The organism is Pseudomonas sp. R3.Fl (assembly GCF_023516765.1).
Classification (GTDB): Bacteria; Pseudomonadota; Gammaproteobacteria; order Pseudomonadales; family Pseudomonadaceae; genus Pseudomonas; species Pseudomonas citronellolis.
Genome location: NZ_JAMGSO010000001.1, coordinates 3,817,501 through 3,842,775, shown reverse-complemented (window position 1 = coordinate 3,842,775; position 25,275 = coordinate 3,817,501). Strand labels below are relative to the sequence as shown.

Sequence of the window (25,275 nt, the reverse complement as noted above, 5' to 3'; positions counted from 1 at the left end):
CTGGACCGCCGGGCGGGGCTGCGTCCAGTTGCCGCAGTACTGGTCCTACCAGTTTAGTCCCTAGACTTTCGGCCAAGATGCCGCTCGGCGGCCTTATCAAAGCGCTCCGAGTGTTCTACAGTGGCGCCAGACATTCGAACTGGTAGGACCAGTTGGAGGACGAATGGAAGGCGAAAGCACGGCCACCCGCGCCCGGGTGGCCGACCAGGTGGCCGAGCGCATCGAGCGGCTGATCGTCGACGGCGTGCTCAAGGTCGGCCAGGCGCTGCCCTCGGAGCGGCGCCTGGTGGACAAGCTCGGCTGCTCGCGCTCGGCGCTGCGCGAGGGCCTGCGCATCCTCCGCGGGCGCGGCATCATCGACACCGAGCAAGGCCGCGGCTCCTTCGTCGCCGACCTCAGCCGGGCCAACGACGCCACGCCGCTGATGCACCTGTTCGCCTCGCAGCCGCGCACCCTCTACGACCTGCTGGAGGTACGCGCCCTGCTGGAAGGCGAATCCGCGCGCCTGGCCGCGCTGCGCGCCACCGATGCCGACCTGATCCTGCTCAAGCGCCGCTACGAGGAAATGCTCCTGGCGCAGAGCGAGACGCCGCCGCTGGACCCGCGCGAACACGCCCGCCGCGACCACGCCTTCCACCGCGCCATCAGCGAGGCCTCGCACAACCCGGTGCTGGTGCACACCCTGCAGTCGCTCAGCGAACTGATGCTCAGCACCGTGTTCGCCTCGGTGAACAACCTCTACCACCGGCCGGTGCAGAAGCGGCAGATCGACCGCCAGCACACGCGCCTGTACAACGCCATCGTCGAGCGCCTGCCGGACCAGGCCCAGCGCGCCGCCCGCGAACATATCCACAGCATCCGCGACAACCTGCGCGAGATCGAGCAGGAGGAGCAGCGCCTGGTCCGCGCCACCATGCGCCTGCAGGGCTGGGAATGAGCCGCGGGCGGGGCTCGGGGCGATAGGTCGCAGGCTAACGATCGGCGTTCCGTGGTACCCTGCGGCGGTCCTACGTCAGCGTTGAATTCCCGTGTCCGACCTTTCCGTACCTCTGCCGAACTGGCTCAACGAAGACCAGTTGCCGGCCAACGTCGAGCCCGCCGTACACGACTGGCTGTTCGACCAGGGCTCCCTGACCCGCCGCCTCACCGCCCTCGCCGAAGGCGCCTTCAGCGTCGAGCCGCTGCTGGAGGGCTGGCAGGTGCTGCGCGACGACGAATGCAAGGCGCTGGGCGTGCCCAGCCACAGCCAGGGCTGGGTGCGCGAGGTCTACCTGCGCGGCCACGGCCAGCCGTGGGTCTTCGCCCGCAGCGTGGCGGCCCGCTCGGCCCTGGAGGCCTCGGGCTTCGACCTGGCGCAGCTCGGCAGCCGTTCCCTGGGCGAGCTGCTGTTCAGCGACAGCGCCTTCCGCCGCGACGTCATCGAGGTGTGCCTGTACCCCGCGCCCTTCCTGCCCCTGGAGGTGCGCCGCGCGCTGCTCTGGGGCCGCCGCTCGTGCTTCCGCCGCGACCGCCTGGGCGTGCTGGTGGCCGAGGTGTTCCTGCCGCGCCTGTGGCGCGCAGCCGGAGTCGAGGCCGTATAATCCCTCCGGTCGACCGCCGGAGCCCGCCATGTTCGCCGCCCTGATCAAACCCCTCGCCCGCCTGCACCCCCGCGCCTGGGACTTCATCCAGCTGACGCGCATGGACAAGCCCATCGGCATCTACCTGCTGCTGTGGCCGACGCTGTGGGCGCTGTGGATGGCCAGCGGCGGCCTGCCCAGCCTGAAGAACCTGGTGATCTTCGTCCTCGGCACCGTGCTGATGCGCGCCGCCGGCTGCGTGATCAACGACTTCGCCGACCGCGACTTCGACGGCCACGTGGCGCGCACCAAGGCCCGTCCCCTGGCCACCGGCAAGATCAGCGTGAGCGAGGCCTGGATCGCCTTCTTCGCCCTGCTGGCCAGCAGCTTCGTGCTGGTGCTGTGCACCAACGAGCAGACCATCTGGCTGTCCTTCGGCGGCGCCGCCATCGCCGCGCTCTACCCCTTCATGAAGCGCTACACCTACTACCCGCAGGTGGTGCTGGGCGCGGCCTTCTCCTGGGGCATCCCCATGGCCTTCACCGCCGCCAGCGGCACGCTGCCGGCCGCGGCCTGGCTGCTGTTCTTCGCCAACGTGCTGTGGACGGTGGCCTACGACACCTACTACGCCATGACCGACCGCGAGGACGACCTGAAGATCGGGGTGAAATCCACTGCCATCCTCTTCGGCGACGCCGACCGGGTGATCAACCTGACGCTGCAGGGCCTGATGCTCCTGCTGCTGGTGCTGGCCGCCGGCAAGCTGCACATGGGCCTGTGGTTCTACGCCGGCCTGGTGGTGGCCGCCGGCTGCTTCGCCTGGGAATTCCACTCCACCCGCGACCGCGACCCGCAGGCCTGCTTCAAGGCCTTCCTGCACAACCACTGGGCGGGCCTGGCGATCTTCGTCGGCACCGTGGTGGATTACGCGCTGCGCTGAGAAGCCATCCCCGTAGGATGTAGGGCGTATAACCGTTCGCGGTTATACGCCGTTTGACCTTCGCCATCGGCTCGCTCGATGGCAAGCCCGGGTTCGCTCTTGCCTTCTCCCGGGCTCGGCCAAGGCGTTGCCGGGAATAACGGTGTAGCGGCGTATAACCGCGAACGGTTATACGCCCTACGCCGGCCCGACCAGGGTGTGCGGTTATGGTTTGGCGATGTGCCAGGCGTTCATCTTGCCGTCGCCCTTCACTTCGCCCGCGGCCTTGTCCTGGACGAAGGTGTACAGCGGCTTGCCCTTGTAGGCCCACTGCTGGGTGCCGTCGTCGCGGGTGATCACGCTCCAGTCGCCGCTGGCCATGGCGCCGGTCTCGGCGGCCAGGGGCGGCCAGTTCTGCGCGCACTTGTCGTTGCACACCGACTTGCCGCCGCTGTCCTTGTCGAAGGTGTACAGCGTCATGCCCTTGGCATCGACCAGCATGCCGTCCTTGGTCATCGCCGGTTCCGCCGCCTGCGCGGCCAGGGCCGGCAGCGCCAGGCCCAGGGCCAGCGCCAGGTGTTTGCAGTTCATCGTGAATCTCCTCTTCTGAGGTAGGACTCGCAAGGAAGGCGCGGCGGGAACGGCGGCAGGTCGGGCAGGCCGTCACAACGGCCCCGGTGGCGCGCATGGGGCCGCCCGGAACAGGGCGGTCACGACAGCATAGTAGAGCGCCCCGTTCCCCGCCGGGCGCCTGCCTCGGCTAACATGCCCGCGTCACATCGCTGTAATAATTCCGTTATCTAATGCGGCGCAGTACAGAATTCCCGAGGCAAGACCATGGTTGGCAAGACAATCCTCATCGTTGACGACGAAGCGCCGATCCGCGAGATGATCGCCGTGGCCCTGGAGATGGCCGGCTACGAATGCCTGGAGGCGGAAAACGCCCAGCAGGCCCACGCCACCATCGTCGACCGCAAGCCGGACCTGATCCTGCTCGACTGGATGCTGCCGGGCACTTCCGGCATCGAGCTGGCGCGGCGCCTGAAGCGCGACGAGATGACCCAGGGCATCCCGATCATCATGCTCACCGCCAAGGGCGAGGAGGACAACAAGATCCAGGGTCTTGAGGTCGGCGCCGACGACTACATCACCAAGCCCTTCTCGCCGCGCGAGTTGGTGGCCCGGCTCAAGGCCGTGCTGCGCCGCACCGGCGCCGGCGACAGCGAGACGCCGATCGAGGTCGGCGGCCTGCTGCTCGACCCCATCAGCCACCGCGTCACCATCGACGGCAAGCCGGCCGAGATGGGCCCCACCGAGTACCGCCTGCTGCAGTTCTTCATGACCCACCAGGAGCGCGCCTACACCCGCGGCCAGTTGCTGGACCAGGTGTGGGGCGGCAACGTCTACGTGGAGGAGCGCACCGTCGACGTGCACATCCGCCGCCTGCGCAAGGCCCTGGGCGAGGTCTACGAGAACCTGGTGCAGACGGTCCGCGGAACCGGCTATCGTTTCTCCACCAAGAGCTGACCGCGCCCCCGCGCCTGATATTCACAAGGAAAGGACCTGGTGAACCAAGACTGGCGTGGCGCCCTGATCCGCCATCTGCTGCTGTTGATAGTCGCCGCCGCGCTGATCGGCGTGGTGAGCGGGCAATACGGTTGGGCCCTGGCAGGCTGCCTGGGCGTCTACCTCGGCTGGACCCTCTGGCAGGTGCTGCGCCTGCACAAATGGCTGAAGAACCACCGCGAGGACGAACCGCCGCCGGACGGCTACGGCCTGTGGGGCGAGGTGTTCGACAGCATCTACCACCTGCAGCGGCGCAACCAGCGCGCCCGCGGGCGCCTGCAGGCGGTGATCGACCGCATGCAGGAATCCACCGCGGCGCTGCGCGATGCGGTGGTCATGCTCGACGCCGACGGCAACCTGGAGTGGTGGAACCTCGCCGCCGAACGCCTGCTCGGCCTGAAGAGCCCGCAGGACGGCGGCCAGGCGGTGACCAACCTGATCCGCAACCCGCGCTTCAAGGAATACTTCGCCCGCGGCGACTACCAGGAGCCGCTGGACATGCCCTCGCCGGTGGACGACAAGCTGCTGCTGCAGTTCCAGATCACCCTCTACGGCAACGGCGAGCACCTGATGCTGGTCCGCGACGTCACCCGCGTGCAGCGCCTGGAGCAGATGCGCAAGGACTTCGTCGCGAACGTCTCCCACGAACTGCGCACGCCGCTGACGGTGATCGCCGGCTACCTGGAGACCTTCCTCGACAACGCCGAGAACATCAACCCGCGCTGGGCCCGCGCCCTGCAGCAGATGCAGCAGCAGGCCGCGCGCATGCAGGGCCTGCTCAACGACCTGCTGCTGCTGGCCAAGCTGGAAGCCACCGACTACCCGGCGGACAACAAGCCGGTGGCGGTGGACCTGATGCTGCTGGCCATCCGCAACGACGCCCAGGCGCTGTCCGGCGCCCGCGAGCACCGCATCAGCCTGGAGGCCGACCCCAGGGTGAAGCTCAAGGGCAGCGAGGCCGAGCTGCGCAGCGCCTTCTCCAACCTGGTGTTCAACTCGGTCAAGTACACCCCCGAGGGCGGCGAGATCCGCATCCGCTGGTGGGGCGACGAGCAGGGCGCGCACCTGTCGGTGCAGGACAGCGGCATCGGCATCGACCCCAAGCACCTGCCGCGCCTGACCGAGCGCTTCTACCGCGTGGATTCCAGCCGCAACGCCAGCACCGGCGGCACCGGCCTGGGCCTGGCCATCGTCAAGCACGTGCTGATCCGCCACCGCGCCACCCTGGACATCAGCAGCGTGCTGGGCAAGGGCAGCAGCTTCGTCTGCCACTTCCCGCGGCAGCAGGTCGCCTGAACCAACGTCGTCTTGCCACGGCCGCACGCTGCCGCCATGCTTACTCGCTCATTCATCAGCCAACAGAACCATGGACCCTTCCCCCAGTAGCGAATTGCTGACCTATTTCGCCGATTTCGGCCTCGTACTCTTCGCCCTTCTCCTCGTCCTGCTCAACGGCTTCTTCGTCGCCGCCGAGTTCGCCATGGTCAAGCTGCGCGCCACCCGCGTGGAGACCATCGCCAAGCAGCACGGCTGGCGCGGCAGCATCCTGCGCAAGGTGCACAACCAGCTCGACGCCTACCTCTCCGCCTGCCAGTTGGGCATCACCCTGGCCTCCCTGGGCCTGGGCTGGGTCGGCGAGCCGGCCTTCGCCGAGCTGCTGGAGCCGCTGCTGGCCGCGGTGGGCGTGCACTCCGAGGAAGTCATCCGCGGCGTGTCCTTCTTCAGCGCCTTCTTCATCATCTCCTACCTGCACATCGTGGTCGGCGAGCTGGCGCCCAAGAGCTGGGCGATCCGCAAGCCGGAGCTGCTGTCGCTGTGGACCGCGGTGCCGCTGTACCTGTTCTACTGGGCGATGTACCCAGCCATCTGGCTGCTCAACGCCAGCGCCAACGCCATCCTCAAGATCGCCGGCCAGGGCGAGCCGGGCCCGCACCACGAGCACCACTACAGCCGCGAGGAGCTCAAGCTGATCCTGCACTCCAGCCGCGGCCAGGACCCCAGCGACCAGGGCATGCGCGTGCTGGCCTCGGCGGTGGAGCTGGGCGAGCTGGAAGTGGTGGACTGGGCCAACTCCCGCGAAGACCTGGTCTACCTGGAGCGCCACGCGCCGCTGGCCGACGTGCTGGCGACCATCCGCCGGCACAAGTACAGCCGCTACCCGGTGTTCGACGCCGAGAAGGGCGAGTTCACCGGCCTGCTGCACATCAAGGACCTGCTGCTGGAACTGGCGACCACCGACAGCCAGCCGGAAACCATCGACCTGGACGAGCTGGCCCACCCGCTGGAGCTGGTGACCAAGCACATGCCGCTGTCGCGCCTGCTGGAGCAGTTCCGCCAGGGCGGCGCGCACTTCGCCCTGGTGGAGGAAGCCGACCACAAGGTGATCGGCTACCTGACCATGGAAGACGTGCTGGAAGTGCTGGTCGGCGACATCCAGGACGAGCACCGCAAGACCGAGCGCGGCATCCTCGCCTACCAGCCGGGCAAGCTGCTGGTGCGCGGCGACACCCCGCTGTTCAAGGTGGAGCGCCTGCTGGGCATCGACCTCGACCACATCGAGGCGGACACCCTCGCCGGCCTGATCTACGAGACCTTGAAGCGCGTGCCGGAAGAGGAAGAAGTGCTGGAAGCCGAAGGCCTGCGCATCATCGTGAAGAAGATGAAGGGCCCGAAGATCGTCCTGGCCAAGGTGGTCAAGCTGGACTGACGCGGCTGCAAGCTGCGCCGAAGCGTTCTTCGTACCGCATGGCACCGCGTCTGTTCGCGAGCAAGCTCGCTCCTACACCGCCTCCCGGTCTGACCGGTCATGCAGGGCCCTGGAAAGCACGGTGTAGGAGCAACCGTCTTGTCCACTGCACCGGGGCGCTTTTCGTAGGATGGGTTGAGCTTGCGAAACCCATGCGGCGGCGGTGATGGGTATCGCTTCGCTCAACCCATCCTACGGGTGTTGTGTTTGCCGGAAGGTGTAGGAGCGGACTCCGTCCGCGATTGGGATACCCAACGCACCGGCCTGACCAGTTGCGTTCCCCCCACAGACCCTCTCCCATCGCCAACTAAAAAATCCCCACCCCCAGCACCTCGTTGGAAGCTCCGTCCTAGAGCTTCCACGTCCTGCTCAAAGGCCACTCCCCAAAACCACTCGTCGTCCCATCCCCGCATTCGCTCTTGCCAGCGGCGCTACATGGGCATAAGTTTAACTGGTCTGACCGGTAATACCAGAACAATAACTGCGCGCCTCAGCCCTCCCCCGTGGATGCGGACGGGCGCAGACAACGGAGACCCCCAATGCTCATCCACCGCTGTTCCCGCTCGATCTTCCTGCAAGTGGTGCTCGGCCTGGCCCTCGGCGTGCTGTTCGGTGTCGGCCTGCCGGAGCTTTCGTCCCAGCTCAAGCCCCTGGGCGACGGCTTCATCAAGCTGATCAAGATGCTCATCGCGCTCATCGTGTTCTGCGTGGTGGTCAACGGCATCTCCGGCGCCGGCGACCTGAAGAAGGTCGGGCGCATCGGTCTAAAGTCGGTGGTCTACTTCGAGATCCTCACCACCATCGCCCTCCTCCTCGGCCTGCTGGTGGCCTACGGCAGCGGCCTGGGCAGCGGCGCCAACATCGACCTGAACGGCCTCTCCGCCGGCGATGCCGCGACCTACACCGCGCACACCAAGGACATCCACGGGCCGGTGGACTTCATCATGGGGCTGATCCCCTCCTCGGTGTTCAGCGCCTTCGCCAACAACGACATCCTCCAGGTGCTGGTGTTCGCCGTGCTGTTCGGCAGCGCCCTGAACCTGGTGGGCGAACAGGCCAGCGGCGTGGCGCGGCTGATCAACGAGTTCAGCCACGTGGTCTTCCGCATCATGGGCATGATTGTGCGCCTGGCGCCGCTGGGTGTGTTCGGCGCCGTGGCCTTCACCACCAGCCGCTACGGCCTGGAGTCGCTGAGCCACCTGGGCGCCCTGGTGCTGGTGTTCTACCTCACCTGCATCCTCTTCGTGTGCCTGGTGCTGGGCACCGTGCTGCGCCTGAGCGGCGTGCGCCTGCGGCCGTTCCTGCGCTACTTCCGCGAGGAACTGCTGATCGTCCTTGGCACCGCTTCTTCCGACGCCGTGCTGCCGCAGGTGATGCGCAAGCTGGAAAACATGGGCATCCGCAGCTCCACCGTGGGCCTGGTGATCCCCACCGGCTACTCCTTCAACCTCGACGGCTTCTCCATCTACCTGACCCTGGCGGTGGTGTTCATCGCCCACGCCACCGGCACGCCGCTGGCCATCAGTGACCTGCTGACCATCCTGCTGGTGTCGCTGGTGACCTCCAAGGGCGCCCACGGCATCCCCGGCTCGGCCCTGGTGATTCTCGCCGCCACCCTCGCCGCGGTGCCGGCCATCCCCGCCGCGGGCCTGGTGCTGGTGCTCTCGGTGGACTGGTTCATGGGCATCGGCCGGGCGCTGACCAACCTGATCGGCAACTGCGTCGCCACCGTGGTCATCGCCCGCTGGGAAAACGACATCGACCTGCAACGCACACGTTCGGTACTCAACGGCGAACCCGGGGCGAACAAGACCCTGGTCGCCACGCCCGGCAAGGGCGAACTGCGCGGCTGATGACAGCCGCCGCGCGCGCCGCTCCAATAGGCGCGGCGCGCGCCTTAACTGCCTCAGGAGCAACCATGTTTTCCTCATCCAAACTGGTCAATTCAGTGGTTCAGAAACTGCTCGAGACCATAGAGCAAGGGCGCTGGGCGGCCGGCCAGATGCTGCCGGGCCAGCGCGAGCTGGCCGAGCAGCTGGAAATCAGCCGGCCCAGCCTGCGCGAGGCCATCACCGTGCTGGAGACCCTTGGCGTGGTGCGCTCGCTGCCCGGCAAGGGCGTGATGGTGCTGGAGCGTGACGATAACGCCCTGCGCGAGATCCGCGCCCCGGCCACGGCCACCCTGGAAGACGTGCTGCAACTGCGCTACGCCCTGGAACCCTTCATCGCCGGGCTGGTGGCGCAGAGCATCGACGGCGATTCCCTCGGCCGCCTGCGCCTGCTGCTGCTGGACATGCGCGAAGCGGTGGAGGATGGCCGCAGCGCCGCCGTGGTCGAGGCCTACAACGGCTTCCACCGCAAGCTGGTGGCGCTGACCTCCAACCCGATCTTCCTCAGCGTCTCGCAGCAGATCGCCGGCGCCCTGGAGCAGAGCGACCACCTCATCCAGCGCAACGCCGCCCATGCCGAGGAACTGCTGGCCGAGCACGAGGCCATCGTCCGCGCCATCCGCCAGCACGACAGCGAAGGCGCCAGCCAGGCCATGCGCCAGCACATCCTCAACGAAGGCCTGCGCCTGAACCTGGCGCTGCGTGTGCCGGAAGCGGGGACGGGACGATGAACGCCGGCGAAACGGGCCCGCGCCGCCGGGGCCAGGCCCAGCGGATCTACGAGGACCTGCATGCCGCCATCCTCTCGCGGCGCCTGCGGCCGGCCGCGCCGCTCAGCCAGGAAACCCTCGGGCGGATCTTCCACGCCGGCCCCAGCAGCGTGCGCCGCGCCCTGCAGCGCCTGGCCCGGGAAGGCGCGGTAGAACTGGCGCCACGGCGCATCGCCAGCGTCGCCCGCCCCGACCCGCAACGCCTGCGCCAACTGCTGGAAACCCGCCTGCTGCTGGAAAGCGACATGCTCCGGCGCCTGGCCGGAAGGCTGGACGGCCAGCACCTGGCGGAACTGCGGGAAATGCTCGCCGCCCAGCGCCGCTGCCTGGCGTCGGGAGACGCGCTGGGCGCGCAGGAATGGGCCCAGAACCTGCACCTGCGCCTGGCCCAGCTGTCAGCCAATCCCCTGTTGCCCGACCTGCTGGGCCCGCTGCTGGAGCGCCTGGCCGTGAGCATCGCCCTGGGCCGCGGCCAAGCCCACACCGCAGACAGTTGCCGGCAACAGGCCGAGATGCTCGAAGCCCTGGGTGAGGGCGATGCGGAACGCGCCTGCGCCTGCCTGGAAAGCTACCTGCGCGGCGTGGGCGAGCGCCTGCGCTTCGCCCCGCCGCCGACCACCGACCTGCGCGCGGCCTTCGCCGGGAAGCTGGCTATTCCTTGACCACCGCGAAGTTCGGCAGGGTGCCCACCGGCTGGGCGAAGTCATAGGGGATGGATTCCAGCGCCAGGCCAACGTTGCGCTGCACCACGAAGTGCAGGTGCGGGCCGCTGCTGTTGCCGGTGTTGCCCGAGCGCGCCAGGGGCGTGCCGACGCCGACGCGCTGGCCCTCGCTGACCAGCACCGAGCCGCGCATCAGGTGCAGGTAGACGCCCATGGTGCCGTCGTCGTGGAGGATGCGCACGAAGTTGCCGGAGGGGTTGTTGCCGCGCCCGCTCTGGGCGTTCTCCACCTTCACCACGGTGCCACCGCGTGCGGCCACGATGGGCGTGCCCTCGGGCATGGCGATGTCCAGCGCGTAGCGGCTCTTGGGGGTGAAGTGGCTGTACTTGCCGTTGGCGCCCTGGGTCAGGCGGAAGGGTCCGCCACGCCAGGGCAGCGGATAGTCGTAGGCCACCGGTTGCAGGCGCGGGTCGCCCAGGGCGTAGCGCAGCTTGGGCTTGTACTGCATCGGCCGCGACGCATCGCGCGGGCTCAGCGTGGCCAGGCGGATGGCGCTGCGCGGCGCCAGCACCCAGCGGATCGGCCGCTCCGGCACGCCCACGGCGTTCTGCGCGGCGCTCACGCTCAGCTCCACTTCCACCGGGGCGTAGAGGTCGTTGCGCACCTGCAGGGTTTCGAAGCCGTCGTGCCTGAGCGTCTGCAGCTTCACCTGCTGCTCCAGGTGCTCGACCATGCGGTCGCGGAAGACGAACACCTGCGCACCCGCCACGGCCTTGTCCGTGTAGGTGACCACGCCATTGGCGTCGACGTACTTGTAGATGGTCACGGCCGCAGCCGGCCCCGCAGCCATCCATAGACTGCAGAGGAAGAAAAAGCGCCCTAGCATGTCGACTCTGGTTATAGGTATTCGACGCCAGCAAGACTAGCAGCCGCGGCCGGCAGCGGCGAGCCGCCGGCCGTCGGGCTGTGAAGCAGGCCTCAGGCGCCGGGGACGTAGTGCTTCTGGGTGCTGCCGCGGGCGATCAGGCGCGACAGGTAGTCGAGCTTCTGCGGGTCGCGGTCGACGAAGCGCAGCAACAGCAGCAGCCACTCGCTGTCGGGCTTGGGTTCCAGCGCCGCCACCGAGTGCAGGTAGCCGTTCAGGCGTGCCACCTCGTTGTCTTCCTCCAGGTCGAGCACCGCGGTTTCCAGCACCTGCGGCAGCACCTGGCCGCGCTTCACCACCAACTGCGCCTCCTTCAGGCTGAGCCCGCGGATCACGCAGGGCAGGCTGGCATTGGGCAGGCGCAACTGCCCCTGGCCCTTGCCCTGGGCGCCACTGCGCGCAGGCGCGGGGGCCGGCGCGGCAGCGGGAGCAGGACGGGCGGGCGCCGGGGCCGCGGCTGGAGCGGCCCCGGCGCGCACCACCTCGGCCTTGCCGCCGGTGAGGGCGGCGAGGGAGTCGTTCGGCGGGCCGCTGGCCAGGCTGCGCTGCGGCGCCGAGGCCAGCAGCGCATCGAGCTTGCCGGCGCGGCTCAGGGCCTTGCGCACCTTGCTCACCAGTTGGTCATTGGAGAAGGGCTTGCCGATGTAGTCCGACACCCCGGCCTGGATGGCCTGGACCACGTTCTCCTTGTCGCCGCGGCTGGTCACCATGATGAAGGGAACGTCCTTCAGCGGCGCCTGGGCGCGGCACCAGCCGAGCAGTTCGATGCCGGACATCTCCGGCATCTCCCAGTCGCAGAGGATCAGGTCGACCGCGTGGCGGGCGAGGTGCTGCTGGGCCTTGCGGCCGTTCACCGCCTCCTCGATGCGCAACCCCGGAAAATGGTCGCGCAATCCCTTCTTCACCAGGTCGCGGATGAAAGGTGCATCATCCACCACCAGAACACTGACCTTGCTCATCGTCGACTCCCTGGAACGCCAAGGCGAAGGATAGCCTCGGGCACTGGCAGGATGCCATGCCGACGTGACCGGTCGGACACATCCGTCAATCAATCCAGCGTTCGCCCTACGGTTTCCGGAGCCATCCGCAACCCGGCCAGGCATAGCAGGATGGCGCCCACCAGGTACCAGGCCGGCGCGTTCGGGCTGCCGGTGAGGTCGATCAGCCCGGCGGCGAAGAACTGCGCGAAACCGCCGAACAGCGCGACGCCGACGCAGTAGGTGACCGACAGGCCGGTGGCGCGGATCGCCGCCGGGAACAGCTCTGGCAGGATCGCCAGGGACGCCACCATGCCGTACGTCAGCGGGATGTTGAGCAACCCCACGATCAGCAACAGCAGGCCGATGCTGGGCCATTGGTTGAGCAGCAGGAACGCCGGGTAGGTCGCCAGCAGCAGGATCGGCAGCGGCCAGAAGATCGAGCGGCGCCGGCCGATGCGGTCGCTCAGGCGCCCGGCGTGGGGCGCCAGCAGCAGCGACGGCAGGCTGCTCACCACCGCGGCCCAGGTGGCGACGCCCAGCGGCATGCCCAGCACGCTGATGGCGTGGTTGGCCAGGTAGAACTGGGTGATGTAGACCGGCACCGAGACGCCGATCACCAGCAGTACGCCGGTGACCAGCTGCCGCGGATGCCGGCACAGCAGCGCCAGGCCACCTTCCCGCGCCTGCCGGCTGTCGCCCTGGGCGGCGGCCGGCAGGGTTTCCTCCAGGCGATGGCGGATGTATTCGCTGACCGGGATGGCCAGGATGCCCACCGCGAAGACCGCCCGCCAGCCCCAGCTGTCCATGGCCTCGGGGCTCAGCAGGTTGCTCAGCGTCAGCACCACCAGCGCGCCCATGATGGTGCCCAGGCTCTGGCTGAACACCTGCCAGCTGCAGTAGTAGGCCCGCGAGCCCGAGCCGGCGTATTCCATCAGGATGGTGGTGGCGGTGCCCACCTGCCCGCCGACGGCGAAGCCCTGCAGCAGGCGCGCGACTATGATCACCAGCGGCCCGACCAGCCCGGCCTGGGCATAGGTCGGCGCCACGGTGAACAGCAGCGCGCCCAGGGCCATCAGCCACAGCGTCAGGCGCATGGCCGCCTTGCGCCCGGCGCGGTCGGCGTACAGGCCTATCAGCAGGCCGCCGAGCGGGCGCATGATGAAGCCGGTGCCGAACACCGCGAAGGACAGCATCAGCGAAGTCAGCGGGTTTTCCCCGAAGGGGAAGAACAGCCGCGCCATCAGCGTGGCGAGCAGGCTGTAGACGAGGAAGTCGTAGAACTCCAGGGCGTTGCCCAGGCACACCGCGGCAATGGCGCGGGTGCGCCCGGCACGGGCAGGTTCGGCACTCGCAGCGAAGGATGTCGTTCTTGTTGTCATGCTGGGATTCCCCGCGGGAAGGATTCAGGCCAGGAAGCGCTGCGCCAGGCGGACCCAGAAGGTCGCGCCCAGCGGCAGGATGCGGTCGTTGAAGTCGTACCCGGGGTTGTGCACCGCGCAGCCGCCCTCGCCGTCGCCATTGCCGATCATCAGGTAGCAGCCGGGCGCCTGTTCCAGCCAGAAGGCGAAGTCCTCGCTGGCGTGGATGGGCCGCGGCTCGGGCTCCAGGCCCTCGTCGCCGAGCCAGCCGAGGACCAGCTCGCGGACCAGCCCCGCGCAACCGGGGTCGTTGACCAGCACCGGGTAGCCGTCCGCCGCCACCAGGACTTCGGCGCGGGCGCCGAAACTGGCGGCCTGCTGCTGCGCCAGTTCATGGATGCGCCGCAGCAGCAGCTCGCGCACCTGCGGGCTCAGCGCACGCACACTCAGGCGTAGTTCGGCGCTGTCGGGAATTACGTTGCTGGCGTCGCCGGCGAGGAAGGCGCCCACGGTCAGCACCGCCGCCTCGGACGGCGGCACGTTGCGCGACACCAGGCTCTGCAGGGCGCTGACCAGCGCGGCGCCGGCCAGGATCGGGTCCACCGTCTGCTCGGGCATGGCGCCGTGGCCGCCGCGGCCGTGGATGAGGATGGTCACGTCGTCGGCCGAAGCCATGCACGGCCCGGGCATGACCATGAAGCGCCCCTCGGCCAGGCCGGGCAGGTTGTGCATGGCGAACAGGGCGTCACAGGGGAAGCGTTGCAGCAGGCCTTCGTCGAGCATGCGCTTGGCCCCGGAGCCGCCATGGCCCTCCTCGGCGGGCTGGAAGAACAGGTGCAGGGTGCCGCGCCAGCTGCGCTCGCGAGCCAGTTCGCAGGCCGCGGCCAGGAGCATGGCGGTGTGCCCGTCGTGGCCGCAGGCGTGCATCTTGCCGGGCACCCGGCTGCTCCAGGGCAGCCCGCTCTGCTCGTGGATCGGCAGCGCATCCAGCTCGGCGCGCAGGCCCAGCACCGGGCCGGGGCCGTTGCGCAGCGTGGCGATCACCCCGGTGCCGGCCATCTCGGCGATCTCGTAGCCCCAGGCGCGCAGCCGTTCGATGACCCGCTCGCGGGTGGAGTACTCTTCGAAGCCCAGTTCGGGTTCGGCGTGGATGGCCCGGCGCAGTTCGACCATTTCCGGGACGATGGCGGCTATGCCCGGCGCTATGCAGGCTCTGTTCATCGGCTCGCTCCTGTTTTTCTTGTGGGATTGGACTGGATCGATGCCCGTGACCGGCCGGTATGCTGGGCGTGGATTACCCTAGCGTCGGCGCCGCATGCGCATAAGCCAAAAAAATGTTGTCGTGACGATCTCCGGTGTTCGGAGGGGAGGCGAGCGTTGAAACTGCATCAGTTGCAGGCCCTGGTAGCGGTGGCCGACGGCGGCGGCATCCGCGCCGCGGCCCGTGGCCTGGGCCTCAGCCAGGCCGCGGTGACCCGCGCCCTGCGCGAGCTGGAGGAGGAACAGGGGCTGCCGCTGCTAATGCGCCACGCCGGCGGCGCCCGGCTGACTACCGCCGGGCAGGTGCTGCTGCCCCGCGCCCGGCAGATCGCCACCCAGCTCGACAGCGCCCGCCAGGAACTGGCCGCCCTGCGCGGCGAAGGCGCGGCGACGCTGTGCGTCGGCGTCACTCCCTGGTTCGGCCAGACCTTGCTGGGCAATGCCCTGCAGGCCTTCCGCAGGGACATGCCGCAGGTCCATCTGGAGCTGTACGAGGGGCTGCAGGCGGTGATCCTGCCGCTGCTGCGCACGGGCCGCATGCAGTTCGCCCTGGGCCCGGCGGGCATCCTCCAGGGCGCGGAATTCGTGCATCAGCCGCTGGCGCACTACCGCATGCAGGTGGTGGCCCGCAACGGCCACCCGCTAGCCGCGGCGCGCTCGCTGAGGCAGTTGCTGGAGCACGACTGGACGATGAACTTCACCGCCGACCGCTACGCCGAGACCACCCATGAACTGTTCGGCCAGCATGGCCTGCAGATCGCCCGCGAACGCATCGTCTGCGCCCATTCCGCAGGCATGCTCAGCAGCCTGATCGTCGACGCCGGCCTGCTCGGCTACGCGCCGCAGCCGATGATGCTCTGCGAGCCGCTGCGCAGCGGCGCACGGGCCCTGGCGCTGGAGGAGCCATTACCGGACGGGGACATCAGCATCATCCGCCTGCGCGACCAGGGGCTGGACGCGACCTCCCGGCATTTCATCCATTGCCTGCAGCAGGCGCTGAAAGACAACAGCCGCGCCCGCGATCCCGCGGGCCGGCAGCTGGCGGAGATGGTGAGGTTGAATTTCTGAGCGGGCCAAGACCGCGGCGCTCCTACGCTATCCCCATACCTGTAGGAGCGGGCCCTGCCCGCGAATCGCGCGCAGGGCGCGCTCCTACAAGGGCCTACCACGATGGCGTTGGCGTTTCGGCGAGCACGGCTTTTTCGTAGGAGCGAGCTTGCTCGCGAACAAACTCCGCGACGGGGCTCATTCGCGAGCAAGCTCGCTCCTACGAAGAGCACCTCGGCGCTGTCGTGGGGCGGATAACGCCTAGTGCGTTATCCGCTCTACAGGAGCGTCAGCTATCGGACTTGCCCTGCACTTCTTCCTTCATGCGCGTCAGGCCGATGTGGCGGACGTCGGTGCCGCGCACCAGGTAGATCACCAGTTCGGCGATGTTGCGCGCGTGGTCGCCGATGCGTTCCAGCGAGCGCAGGGCCCAGATGACGTTGAGCACCCGGGAGATGGCCCGCGGGTCTTCCATCATGTAGGTCACCAGTTCGCGCAGGGCGGTCTTGTACTCGCGGTCGACGGTCTTGTCGTACTGCGCCACCGACAGCGCCAGGTCGGCGTCGAAGCGGGCGAAGGCGTCCAGCGCCTCCTGCACCATCTTGCGCACCTGGCCACCGATGTGGCGCACCTCGACGTAGCCGCGCGGCGACTCGCCTTCCTCGCACAGCTGGATGGCGCGACGGGCGATCTTCGAGGCTTCGTCGCCGATGCGCTCGAGGTCGATCACCGACTTGGAGATGCTGATGATCAGGCGCAGGTCGGAGGCCGCCGGCTGGCGGCGGGCGAGGATGCGCAGGCATTCCTCGTCGATGTTGCGCTCCATCTGGTTGATCTGGTCGTCGATCTCGCGCACCTGCTGGGCCAGGCCCGAGTCGGCGTCGATCAGCGCGGTGACCGCGTCGTTGACCTGTTTCTCCACCAGCCCGCCCATGGCCAGGAGGTGGCTGCGCACGTCTTCCAGCTCGGCGTTGAACTGCTGGGAGATGTGATGGCTGAGACTTTCTTTGTTGATCATGTGGTTTCGCTCCGCGAAAGCTGCAGGCTACGCGCCGAAGGTTGCAGATTTATGATGCGACCGCCGCCTGGCCCTCAGCCGTAGCGCCCGGTGATGTAGTCCTCGGTCTGCTTCTTCGCCGGGTTGGTGAAGAGTGTGTCGGTGTCGCCGAACTCGATCAGCTTGCCCATGTACATGAACGCCGTGTAGTCGGAGACCCGCGCGGCCTGCTGCATGTTGTGGGTGACTATCACGATGGTGAACTTGGATTTCAGTTCGTAGATCAGTTCCTCGATCTTCAGCGTGGAGATCGGGTCCAGCGCCGAGCAGGGCTCGTCGAGCAGCAGCACTTCCGGCTCCACCGCGATGGTCCGGGCGATCACCAGGCGCTGCTGCTGTCCGCCGGACAGGCCCAGGGCCGACTCGTGCAGGCGGTCCTTCACCTCCTCCCACAGCGCGGCGCCCTTGAGCGCCCATTCCACCGCCTCGTCGAGGGTGCGCTTCTTGTTCACGCCCTGGATGCGCAGGCCGTAGACCACGTTCTCGTAGATGGTCTTGGGGAAGGGGTTGGGCTTCTGGAACACCATGCCGACGCGGCGGCGCAGCTCGGCCACGTCCACGCCGCGGGCGAAGATGTCGTGGCCGTCGAGGCGGATCTCGCCTTCCACGCGGCAGTCGTCGACCAGGTCGTTCATGCGGTTGAAGCAGCGCAGCAGGGTCGACTTGCCGCAGCCGGACGGGCCGATGAAGGCGGTCACGCGCTGCTTGGGGATCTGCATGGCGACGTCGAACAGCGCCTGCTTCTGGCCGTAGAACAGGTTCAGGCCGGGCACTTCCAGGGCCACGGTTTCCTTGTCCAGGCGCATGCCCTCGCGGATCGGCCGGCCGAGGGCGGCGAGGTCGATGCCATGGCGATGGGGTTCTTGTTGCATCTCGTCTCTCCCGTTGGAGGCTCGGGCCGCCGCCTGCGCAGGCAGCGGCCGCGGATCAGTTTTCCAGCGCCTTGTACTTCTCGCGCAGGCGGTTGCGGATGGCGATGGCGGAGAAGTTCAGCAGGGCGATCACCAGCACCAACAGCAGCGCGGTGGCGTACACCAGCGGCCGCGCGGCCTCGACGTTGGGGCTCTGGAAGCCGACGTCGTAGATGTGGAAGCCCAGGTGCATGATCTTCTGGTCCAGGTGCACGTAGGGGTAGTTGCCGTCCACCGGCAGCGACGGCGCCAGTTTCACCACGCCCACCAGCATCAGCGGCGCCACTTCGCCGGCGGCGCGCGCCACGGCGAGGATCAGGCCGGTCATCATGGCCGGGCTGGCCATGGGCAGGACGATCTTCCACAGCGTCTCGGCCTTGGTCGCGCCCAGGGCCAGGGAGCCCTCGCGGATCGCCCGCGGGATGCGCGACAGGCCTTCCTCGGTGGCCACGATCACCACCGGCACGGCGAGGATCGCCAGGGTCAGCGAGGCCCAGAACAGCCCCGGGGTGCCGAAGGTCGGCGCCGGCAGCGCCTCGGGGAAGAACAGCCGGTCGATCGAGCCGCCCAGCACGTAGACGAAGAAGCCCAGGCCGAACACGCCATAGACGATGGCCGGCACCCCGGCGAGGTTGTTCACGGCGATGCGGATCACCCGCGTCAGCAGGCCCTGGCGCGCGTACTCGCGCAGGTAGACCGCAGCGATGACGCCGAACGGGGTGACGATCACCGCCATCACCAGGGTCATCATCACGGTGCCGAAGATCGCCGGGAAGATGCCGCCCTCGGTGTTGGCCTCGCGCGGGTCCTCGCTGAGGAACTCCCAGAGTTTCTTGAAGTAGAACGACAGCTTGGCGCCGAAGCCCATGGCGTTGGGCTGGTAGGCGTGGACCAGCTTGCCGAGGCTGATCTCGGTCTCGCGGCCGCCGGCCTCGCGCATCACCACGCTGTCGCGGTTGAACTGCTGGCGCAGCTCGCCCAGCCGGTCTTCGTACTCGCGGTAGCGTCCCTGCAGCTCGGCGCGGGCGGCGGCGAGGTCGGCCTGGGCGGTGGCATCCAGCTCGCCGTGCAGTTGCAGGCGGCGCTCCTTCAGGCGCAGGCGCTCCAGCTCGTGGTTGATGCTGCCGATGTCCTTCTTCTCCAGCTGGTAGAGCTGGTCGTACAGCCCATCCACCCGCCGCAGACGTTCCTGCAGCTCGGGCATGGCGGCGGCGCCCTGGGCCACCGCCTGGCCGTCCTGCTTCACGCTGACCAGGTAGCCGTAGAAGTTGCCCCACTCGCGGCGCTCCAGGGTCACCAGCTCCTGCGGCCAGCGCTGCTCGGCGAGCCAGTCGCCGATCACCCAGGAGAAGTCGCTGCCGTAGAGGTCGCGGTTGCCCAGCTTGAGCAGCTCGCGGGTCATGAATTCGGGGCCTTCGGCGGGCACCGGCAGGCCAGCGCCGCGCAGGCGTTCGCGCGGCACTTCCTCGACCTGCACTTCTTCGCCGATCAGCACCTTCGCTTCCTGCCCGGGCACGCTGTAGCGCGCCTCCAGCACGTCGGCCGGCCAGAAGTGGCCGAGGCCGCGCACGGCGATGACGGCCAGCAGGCCGAGGGTCATGATCACCGCGATGGAAACCGCGCCGGCGTTCATCCACACCCAGGGAGACCCGCTGGCGAACCAGGCCTTCAGCGTTTCCTGTTTCTGTTTCACGTGAAAAGTGCCTCTTCAGACGCCGGTCAGAGCGACGCGTATTTCTTCCGCAGCCGCTGACGGATCAGCTCGGCCAGGGTGTTCATCACGAAGGTGAAGGTCAGCAGCACCAGCGCCGAGAGGAACAGCACGCGGTAGTGGGTGCCGCCCACCTCCGACTCGGGCATTTCCACCGCCACGTTCGCCGCCAGGGTGCGCATGCCCTGGAAGATGTTCATGTCCATGATCGGGGTGTTGCCGGTGGCCATCAGCACGATCATGGTCTCGCCCACGGCGCGGCCCATGCCGATCATCAGCGCCGAGAAGATGCCCGGGCTGGCGGTCAGGATCACCACGCGGGTCAGCGTCTGCCAGGGCGTGGCGCCCAGGGCCAGGGAGCCGTAGGTGAGGCTGCGGGGCACGCTGAAGATGGCGTCCTCGGCGATGGAGAAGATGTTCGGGATCACCGCGAAGCCCATCGCCAGGCCGACGATCAGGGCGTTGCGCTGGTCGTAGGTGATGCCCAGGTCGTGGCTTATCCACAGGCGCATGTCGCCGCCGAAGAAGGCGGTTTCCAGGTGCGGGCTGAGCCACAGGGCGAAGGCGCCGACGCCGAGCACCACGGGAATGAGGATGGCCGCTTCCCAGCCGTTCGGCAGCGCCAGGCGAATGCGTTCGGGCAGGCGGCTCCAGAGCAGGCCGGCGAGCAGGATGCCCAGCGGGGTGAGTAGCAGCAGGCTGAAGATGCCCGGCAGGTGGCCTTCGACGTAGGGCGCGAGGAACAGGCCGGCGAAGAAGCCGAGGATCACCGTGGGCAACGCTTCCATCAGCTCGATCACCGGCTTGACCTTGCGGCGCATCGCCGGGGCCATGAAGTAGGCGGTGTAGACGGCCGCGGCGATGGCCAGCGGGGCGGCCAGGATCATTGCGTAGAAGGCCGCCTTGAGGGTGCCGAAGGTCAGCGGCGCCAGGCTCAGCTTGGGCTCGAAGTCGGTGGTGGCGGCGGTGGACTGCCAGACGTATTGCGGCTTGTCGTAGCTTTCGTACCAGACCTTGCCCCAGAGCGCGCTCCAGGAAACCTCCGGGTGCGGGTTGCTCAGGTCGAAGCCGCGCAGTTGGCCACCCTGCTCCAGCAACAGGCGGTTGGCCCGCGGCGACAGGGCCAGCACGCCGTTGCCCGGCGCCACTTGCTGCTCCAGCAAAGTGCGGTGCGCGGTGCTGTGGAACACACCGAGCTCGCCGGCGCTGTCCAGGGCGACGAAGCCCTTGCGGCGCTGCTCGGGAACGATGGCGGTGATCGGCTTGCTGCCCAGCTGGAAGTCGCGCACGTGCGCCAGGCGCGGTTCGCCGTCGGTGTCGCGGGCCATGAACCACTGGCTGATGCCGCCGTCGGAGTTGCCGATCATCAGCGAGATGCCGCCCAGCAACTGGGCGCTGGCGGTGACCTCGCGGTTGGCATGGTCGAGCAGCTTGTAGCGGCCGTTGAGCTGGCGGGTGCGCAGGTCGAAGACGTCGGCCTGGGCGCGGCCGTTGATGACGTACAGCCACTGCTTGCGCGGGTCCAGGTAGATGGCCTTCACCGGGTCGGCGATCTGCGGCAGGTTCACGGCCTCCTGCTCCAGGGTGGTCTCGCCGGTGAGCATGTTCTCCTGGCTGGTCAGGCTCAGCAGCAACATCTGGCTGCCGGTAGAGGCGGCCAGCAGCAGGCCGTCGTCGTCCGAGGCCAGGGCCACGTGCTCCAGCGCGCGGCCTTGCGGGTCAAGGCTGATGGGCGCCTCGCCATAGGGGTAGTCGATCTGCGGGGTGATGGTCTTGCGGTTGTCCGGGTAGGTGACCTTGTAGGCATGACGGAACACCAGAACCTGGCCGTTGGACAGGCCCAGCGCCACCATCGGGTGCCCCGGCTGGTCCTCGGCGATGGAGACCACCTGGCTGCCGGCCGGCAGCTTGAGCGCCTGGCGGCTGAGTTCGGCGCCGCTGTCCAGGTCGAAGAACAGCACCTGGCCATCGGCGGCCACGCGCATGGCCACTTGGTTCTGCTCCTCGATGCTCAGCAGCAGGGGCGCCTGTACTTCCTTCAGCCAGGCCGGGGCGAGGGGCGCGCGGGCATCCAGCTCGGCGCCGCGGAACAGGGGCAGCACCACATAGGCCAGGTAGAAGAAGATGAGGGTGATGGCCACCAGCACGGACAGGCCGCCGACCAGCACGTACCAGCGCGTCAGGCGGTCCTTGAGGGCACGCATGCGGCGTTTGCGACGCAGGGTCGGGGTATTGAAATCGATCCGCTCGGGGGTGGAATTGCTCATCGACGAAGTGGCCAGGTCATTCATGGGGGCGACACGCTTGCGGCAGTCTATGACAGAAACATGACACAGAGATGACGAGACGAAGCCCGTCGGCAGTTGCCTGCCAACGGGCTGGGTCACCTACCGCTCAGCCCATGGACGGCTGGCGGGGGCGCTACCTAGAGTCCCAGTTCCTTGACCGCCTTCGCCGCGACCTTGGCCGGCAGCGGGATGTAGCCGTCCTTGACCACGACTTCCTGGCCTGTCTTGGACAGCACCATCTTCAGGAATTGGGCTTCCAGCGGGTCCAGCGGCTTGTTCGGCGCCTTGTTCACGTAGACGTAGAGGAAGCGCGCCAGCGGGTAGGTGCCGTTCAGGGCGTTCTGCTCGTTGTCCTCGACGTAGGGGTCGCCCTGCTTCTTGGCCAGGGCCACGGTCTTCACGCTGGCGGTCTTGTAGCCGATGCCGGAGTAGCCGATGCCGTTGAGCGACTGGCTGATCGACTGCACCACCGAGGCGGAGCCCGGCTGCTCGTTGACGTTGGGCTTGAAGTCACCCTTGCACAGGGCCTCTTCCTTGAAATAGCCGTAGGTGCCGGACACCGAGTTGCGGCCGAACAGCTGCACCGGCTTGTTGGCCCAATCGCCGCCCAGGCCCAGGTCGCTCCAGGTCTTCACGTCCTGCTTGGCGCCGCACAGGCGGGTGGCCGAGAAGATGGCGTCGACCTGCTGCATGGTCAGGCCCTTGATGGGGTTGTCCTTGTGCACGAAGACGGCCAGGGCGTCGACCGCGACGGGCACGGCGGTGGGCTTGTAGCCGTACTTCTGCTCGAAGGCCTGCAGCTCGACATCCTTCATCTTGCGGCTCATCGGGCCGAGGTTGGCGGTGCCCTCGGTGAGCGCCGGCGGGGCGGTGGAGGAGCCGGCGGCCTGGATCTGCACGTTCACGCTCGGGTACAGGCGCTTGTACTCCTCGGCCCAGAGGGTCATGAGGTTGGCCAGGGTATCGGAGCCCACGCTGGAGAGATTGCCCGAGACGCCGCTGGTCTTCTGGTAGTCCGGCAGCGCTGGGTCGATCGCGGCGAAAGCGCTGGCAGCGCCCACGCCGGCGGCGGCGAAGGTCAGCGCCGCCATCAAACGCTTGAGTTTCATGCCTTGCTCCTTGGGGAAAGGCCGACTGGCTGGAATTCGGCGCCGCTCTCATGGGGCGCGAGCAGACTCTATGAAAGCAATGTGACAGCCAGATGAAAACCGACGGGCTCGAAGAAGAAATGTGACGGTATTTATTACGAAATATTTCAGCCGCAACGAGCGCAGAAGAAACGCCCTCGTAGGATGGCGTTGAGCGAAGCGAAACCCATCGCCATGGCCGCATGGGTTTCGCCGGGGTCCGAACCCGCCTGTAGGAGCGAGCACCTCGGCACAGCCCGTAGACAATTGCTTCCACGGGCGTAGGAGACACACCCTCGTAGGATGGCGTTGAGCGCAGCGAAACCCATCGCCATGGCCGCATGGGTTTCGCCGGGGTCCGAACCCCCCTGTAGGAGCGGGCCCTGCCCGCGATATCGCGCGCAGGGCGCGCTCCTACAAGGGGAATGCAATGGCGCGGGTATCTACTCCCATCGCCCCGGCTTTTCCGCGCGCCAAAGCAAAACCCCCGACCAGCCAGGCTGATCAGGGGTTTTGGGATAGGTGCTTGACGATGACCTACTCTCACATGGGGAAACCCCACACTACCATCGGCGATGCGTCGTTTCACTGCTGAGTTCGGGATGGGATCAGGTGGTTCCAACGCTCTATGGTCGTCAAGCAATTCTTTCGGATGCTCGTGGCTTGCGCACACGCTCACCCAGATTCGGGTATGTGACAGGTATTTGCGGTTCTCACGAACTTTCGGTTCGTCGACTTCACCGTCTAACACACAAATTGTTTGGGTGTTATATGGTCAAGCCTCACGGGCAATTAGTATCGGTTAGCTCAACGCCTCACAGCGCTTACACACCCGACCTATCAACGTCGTAGTCTTCGACGGCCCTTCAGGGGAATCAAGTTCCCAGTGAGATCTCATCTTGAGGCTAGTTTCCCGCTTAGATGCTTTCAGCGGTTATCTATTCCGAACATAGCTACCCGGCAGTGCCACTGGCGTGACAACCGGAACACCAGAGGTTCGTCCACTCCGGTCCTCTCGTACTAGGAGCAGCCCCTCTCAAATCTCAAACGTCCACGGCAGATAGGGACCGAACTGTCTCACGACGTTCTAAACCCAGCTCGCGTACCACTTTAAATGGCGAACAGCCATACCCTTGGGACCGGCTTCAGCCCCAGGATGTGATGAGCCGACATCGAGGTGCCAAACACCGCCGTCGATATGAACTCTTGGGCGGTATCAGCCTGTTATCCCCGGAGTACCTTTTATCCGTTGAGCGATGGCCCTTCCATACAGAACCACCGGATCACTAAGACCTACTTTCGTACCTGCTCGACGTGTCTGTCTCGCAGTCAAGCGCGCTTTTGCCTTTATACTCTGCGACCGATTTCCGACCGGTCTGAGCGCACCTTCGTACTCCTCCGTTACTCTTTAGGAGGAGACCGCCCCAGTCAAACTGCCCACCATACACTGTCCTCGATCCGGATAACGGATCAGAGTTAGAACCTCAAGCATGCCAGGGTGGTATTTCAAGGTTGGCTCCACGCGAACTGGCGTCCACGCTTCAAAGCCTCCCACCTATCCTACACAAGCAGGCTCAAAGTCCAGTGCAAAGCTACAGTAAAGGTTCACGGGGTCTTTCCGTCTAGCCGCGGATACACTGCATCTTCACAGCGATTTCAATTTCACTGAGTCTCGGGTGGAGACAGCGCCGCCATCGTTACGCCATTCGTGCAGGTCGGAACTTACCCGACAAGGAATTTCGCTACCTTAGGACCGTTATAGTTACGGCCGCCGTTTACCGGGGCTTCGATCAAGAGCTTCGCTTTCGCTAACCCCATCAATTAACCTTCCGGCACCGGGCAGGCGTCACACCCTATACGTCCACTTTCGTGTTTGCAGAGTGCTGTGTTTTTAATAAACAGTCGCAGCGGCCTGGTATCTTCGACCGGCGTGGGCTTACGCAGTAAATACTTCACCCTCACCGGCGCACCTTCTCCCGAAGTTACGGTGCCATTTTGCCTAGTTCCTTCACCCGAGTTCTCTCAAGCGCCTTGGTATTCTCTACCCGACCACCTGTGTCGGTTTCGGGTACGGTTCCTAGTTACCTGAAGCTTAGAAGCTTTTCCTGGAAGCATGGCATCAACCACTTCGCTCTCTAAAAGAAAGCTCGTCATCAGCTCTCGGCCTTGAACACCCGGATTTGCCTAAGTGTCCAGCCTACAACCTTAAACTTGGACAACCAACGCCAAGCTGGCCTAGCCTTCTCCGTCCCTCCATCGCAGTAACTAGAAGTACAGGAATATTAACCTGTTTCCCATCGACTACGCATTTCTGCCTCGCCTTAGGGGCCGACTAACCCTGCGTCGATTAACGTTGCGCAGGAACCCTTGGTCTTTCGGCGTGGGAGTTTTTCACTCCCATTGTCGTTACTCATGTCAGCATTCGCACTTCTGATACCTCCAGCAAGCTTCTCAACTCACCTTCACAGGCTTACAGAACGCTCCTCTACCGCGCATCTTG

At 66.8% G+C, this 25,275-nt stretch carries 20 protein-coding genes and 2 rRNA genes (1 of these 22 only partly in view); 10 read left to right on the top strand and 12 right to left on the bottom strand.

The window, feature by feature from the left end; translation table 11 throughout:
• Positions 1–163 precede the first annotated feature (163 nt).
• The 3 genes from glcC (at position 164) to ubiA (ending at position 2,499) form a co-directional block, all read left to right on the top strand.
• Positions 164–937 carry a transcriptional regulator GlcC gene (gene glcC, locus M8R19_RS16900; RefSeq protein WP_249918383.1) on the top strand — a complete coding sequence of 258 codons (774 nt, stop codon included), beginning with the start codon at positions 164–166 and terminating at the stop codon, positions 935–937.
• A 112-nt stretch (positions 938–1,049) separates the two neighbouring features.
• Complete coding sequence (locus M8R19_RS16895; protein WP_083426820.1) at positions 1,050–1,580, top strand: chorismate lyase; 531 nt, start codon at positions 1,050–1,052, stop codon at positions 1,578–1,580.
• 28 nt (positions 1,581–1,608) lie between these two features.
• Positions 1,609–2,499, top strand: a complete 891-nt coding sequence (gene ubiA, locus M8R19_RS16890) for a 4-hydroxybenzoate octaprenyltransferase (protein ID WP_074983279.1) — start codon at positions 1,609–1,611, stop codon at positions 2,497–2,499.
• A 204-nt stretch (positions 2,500–2,703) separates the two neighbouring features.
• On the opposite strand, the gene M8R19_RS16885 is transcribed toward ubiA, so the two are convergent.
• Positions 2,704–3,069: a COG4315 family predicted lipoprotein gene (locus M8R19_RS16885; RefSeq protein WP_074983281.1), complete on the bottom strand. Its 366-nt coding sequence runs from the start codon at positions 3,067–3,069 to the stop codon at positions 2,704–2,706.
• Between the two features lie 246 nt (positions 3,070–3,315).
• Here M8R19_RS16885 and phoB point away from each other — a divergent pair, with 246 nt between their 5' ends.
• From phoB to M8R19_RS16855, 6 genes are all read left to right on the top strand, one after another.
• Complete coding sequence (gene phoB, locus M8R19_RS16880; RefSeq protein ID WP_009614187.1) at positions 3,316–4,005, top strand: phosphate regulon transcriptional regulator PhoB; 690 nt, start codon at positions 3,316–3,318, stop codon at positions 4,003–4,005.
• Positions 4,006–4,044: 39 nt separating this feature from the next.
• Positions 4,045–5,340, top strand: coding sequence for a phosphate regulon sensor histidine kinase PhoR (gene phoR, locus M8R19_RS16875; RefSeq protein WP_249918382.1), 1,296 nt, complete (start codon positions 4,045–4,047; stop codon positions 5,338–5,340).
• Positions 5,341–5,410: 70 nt separating this feature from the next.
• Entirely contained in the window at positions 5,411–6,751 is a 1,341-nt protein-coding gene (locus M8R19_RS16870) for a hemolysin family protein (protein WP_074983286.1), read from the top strand.
• Between the two features lie 578 nt (positions 6,752–7,329).
• A complete protein-coding gene (locus M8R19_RS16865) occupies positions 7,330–8,643 on the top strand; it encodes a C4-dicarboxylate transporter DctA (protein WP_249918381.1) in 1,314 nt (437 codons plus the stop codon).
• A 65-nt stretch (positions 8,644–8,708) separates the two neighbouring features.
• Positions 8,709–9,410 carry a FadR/GntR family transcriptional regulator gene (locus M8R19_RS16860; RefSeq protein WP_249918380.1) on the top strand — a complete coding sequence of 234 codons (702 nt, stop codon included), beginning with the start codon at positions 8,709–8,711 and terminating at the stop codon, positions 9,408–9,410.
• Positions 9,407–10,111, top strand: a complete 705-nt coding sequence (locus M8R19_RS16855) for a GntR family transcriptional regulator (RefSeq protein WP_116425206.1) — start codon at positions 9,407–9,409, stop codon at positions 10,109–10,111. Before M8R19_RS16860 ends, M8R19_RS16855 begins: the two co-directional genes overlap by 4 nt.
• On the opposite strand, the gene M8R19_RS16850 is transcribed toward M8R19_RS16855, so the two are convergent.
• The 4 genes from M8R19_RS16850 to M8R19_RS16835 all read right to left on the bottom strand — a co-directional run bounded on the left by M8R19_RS16850 (position 10,101) and on the right by M8R19_RS16835 (position 14,595).
• Positions 10,101–10,997: a peptidoglycan DD-metalloendopeptidase family protein gene (locus M8R19_RS16850; protein WP_074983298.1), complete on the bottom strand. Its 897-nt coding sequence runs from the start codon at positions 10,995–10,997 to the stop codon at positions 10,101–10,103. The two genes, M8R19_RS16855 and M8R19_RS16850, sit on opposite strands and share 11 nt — an antisense overlap.
• A gap of 92 nt (positions 10,998–11,089) precedes the next feature.
• Complete coding sequence (locus tag M8R19_RS16845) at positions 11,090–11,995, bottom strand: response regulator (RefSeq protein ID WP_249918379.1); 906 nt, start codon at positions 11,993–11,995, stop codon at positions 11,090–11,092.
• 89 nt (positions 11,996–12,084) lie between these two features.
• The gene (locus M8R19_RS16840; RefSeq protein ID WP_249918378.1) at positions 12,085–13,395 is read right to left on the bottom strand and encodes an MFS transporter; all 1,311 of its coding nucleotides are present in this window, start codon (positions 13,393–13,395) and stop codon (positions 12,085–12,087) included.
• A 24-nt stretch (positions 13,396–13,419) separates the two neighbouring features.
• Positions 13,420–14,595 (bottom strand): M20 aminoacylase family protein, encoded by a 1,176-nt coding sequence (locus M8R19_RS16835; protein ID WP_116425209.1) that lies wholly within the window; start codon positions 14,593–14,595, stop codon positions 13,420–13,422.
• Between the two features lie 156 nt (positions 14,596–14,751).
• Here M8R19_RS16835 and M8R19_RS16830 point away from each other — a divergent pair, with 156 nt between their 5' ends.
• On the top strand, positions 14,752–15,702 hold the full coding sequence (locus M8R19_RS16830; protein ID WP_074983308.1) for a LysR family transcriptional regulator: 951 nt from the start codon (positions 14,752–14,754) through the stop codon (positions 15,700–15,702).
• A gap of 268 nt (positions 15,703–15,970) precedes the next feature.
• Here M8R19_RS16830 and phoU read toward each other — a convergent pair whose 3' ends face one another.
• The 7 genes from phoU to M8R19_RS16795 all read right to left on the bottom strand — a co-directional run.
• On the bottom strand, positions 15,971–16,699 hold the full coding sequence (gene phoU / locus M8R19_RS16825) for a phosphate signaling complex protein PhoU (protein ID WP_009614205.1): 729 nt from the start codon (positions 16,697–16,699) through the stop codon (positions 15,971–15,973).
• Positions 16,700–16,773: 74 nt separating this feature from the next.
• Positions 16,774–17,610: a phosphate ABC transporter ATP-binding protein PstB gene (gene pstB / locus M8R19_RS16820; RefSeq protein ID WP_009614208.1), complete on the bottom strand. Its 837-nt coding sequence runs from the start codon at positions 17,608–17,610 to the stop codon at positions 16,774–16,776.
• 55 nt (positions 17,611–17,665) lie between these two features.
• The gene (pstA, locus tag M8R19_RS16815; RefSeq protein WP_249918377.1) at positions 17,666–19,342 is read right to left on the bottom strand and encodes a phosphate ABC transporter permease PstA; all 1,677 of its coding nucleotides are present in this window, start codon (positions 19,340–19,342) and stop codon (positions 17,666–17,668) included.
• A 26-nt stretch (positions 19,343–19,368) separates the two neighbouring features.
• Positions 19,369–21,345 carry an ABC transporter permease subunit gene (locus M8R19_RS16810; protein ID WP_502943066.1) on the bottom strand — a complete coding sequence of 659 codons (1,977 nt, stop codon included), beginning with the start codon at positions 21,343–21,345 and terminating at the stop codon, positions 19,369–19,371.
• 440 nt (positions 21,346–21,785) lie between these two features.
• Complete coding sequence (locus tag M8R19_RS16805; RefSeq protein WP_009614214.1) at positions 21,786–22,757, bottom strand: phosphate ABC transporter substrate-binding protein PstS; 972 nt, start codon at positions 22,755–22,757, stop codon at positions 21,786–21,788.
• Positions 22,758–23,299: 542 nt separating this feature from the next.
• A 5S ribosomal RNA gene (rrf, locus tag M8R19_RS16800) occupies positions 23,300–23,415 on the bottom strand.
• 131 nt (positions 23,416–23,546) lie between these two features.
• Positions 23,547–25,275: ribosomal RNA gene (locus M8R19_RS16795) — 23S ribosomal RNA — on the bottom strand; it runs 1,161 nt beyond the window's last position.

What these genes read in the sequence shown, in the direction of transcription:
- M8R19_RS16835 (WP_116425209.1), bottom strand. Translation starts at nt 14,595, where the DNA reads ATGAACAGAGCCTGCATAGCGCCGGGCATAGCCGCCATCGTCCCGGAA.
- M8R19_RS16870 (WP_074983286.1), top strand. Translation starts at nt 5,411, where the DNA reads ATGGACCCTTCCCCCAGTAGCGAATTGCTGACCTATTTCGCCGATTTC.
- phoB (WP_009614187.1), top strand. Translation starts at nt 3,316, where the DNA reads ATGGTTGGCAAGACAATCCTCATCGTTGACGACGAAGCGCCGATCCGC.
- M8R19_RS16850 (WP_074983298.1), bottom strand. Translation starts at nt 10,997, where the DNA reads ATGCTAGGGCGCTTTTTCTTCCTCTGCAGTCTATGGATGGCTGCGGGG.
- ubiA (WP_074983279.1), top strand. Translation starts at nt 1,609, where the DNA reads ATGTTCGCCGCCCTGATCAAACCCCTCGCCCGCCTGCACCCCCGCGCC.
- glcC (WP_249918383.1), top strand. Translation starts at nt 164, where the DNA reads ATGGAAGGCGAAAGCACGGCCACCCGCGCCCGGGTGGCCGACCAGGTG.
- phoU (WP_009614205.1), bottom strand. Translation starts at nt 16,699, where the DNA reads ATGATCAACAAAGAAAGTCTCAGCCATCACATCTCCCAGCAGTTCAAC.
- M8R19_RS16860 (WP_249918380.1), top strand. Translation starts at nt 8,709, where the DNA reads ATGTTTTCCTCATCCAAACTGGTCAATTCAGTGGTTCAGAAACTGCTC.
- M8R19_RS16840 (WP_249918378.1), bottom strand. Translation starts at nt 13,395, where the DNA reads ATGACAACAAGAACGACATCCTTCGCTGCGAGTGCCGAACCTGCCCGT.
- M8R19_RS16810 (WP_502943066.1), bottom strand. Translation starts at nt 21,345, where the DNA reads ATGCGCGTGGCCGCCGATGGCCAGGTGCTGTTCTTCGACCTGGACAGC.
- M8R19_RS16855 (WP_116425206.1), top strand. Translation starts at nt 9,407, where the DNA reads ATGAACGCCGGCGAAACGGGCCCGCGCCGCCGGGGCCAGGCCCAGCGG.
- M8R19_RS16885 (WP_074983281.1), bottom strand. Translation starts at nt 3,069, where the DNA reads ATGAACTGCAAACACCTGGCGCTGGCCCTGGGCCTGGCGCTGCCGGCC.
- pstB (WP_009614208.1), bottom strand. Translation starts at nt 17,610, where the DNA reads ATGCAACAAGAACCCCATCGCCATGGCATCGACCTCGCCGCCCTCGGC.
- M8R19_RS16865 (WP_249918381.1), top strand. Translation starts at nt 7,330, where the DNA reads ATGCTCATCCACCGCTGTTCCCGCTCGATCTTCCTGCAAGTGGTGCTC.
- M8R19_RS16845 (WP_249918379.1), bottom strand. Translation starts at nt 11,995, where the DNA reads ATGAGCAAGGTCAGTGTTCTGGTGGTGGATGATGCACCTTTCATCCGC.
- M8R19_RS16805 (WP_009614214.1), bottom strand. Translation starts at nt 22,757, where the DNA reads ATGAAACTCAAGCGTTTGATGGCGGCGCTGACCTTCGCCGCCGCCGGC.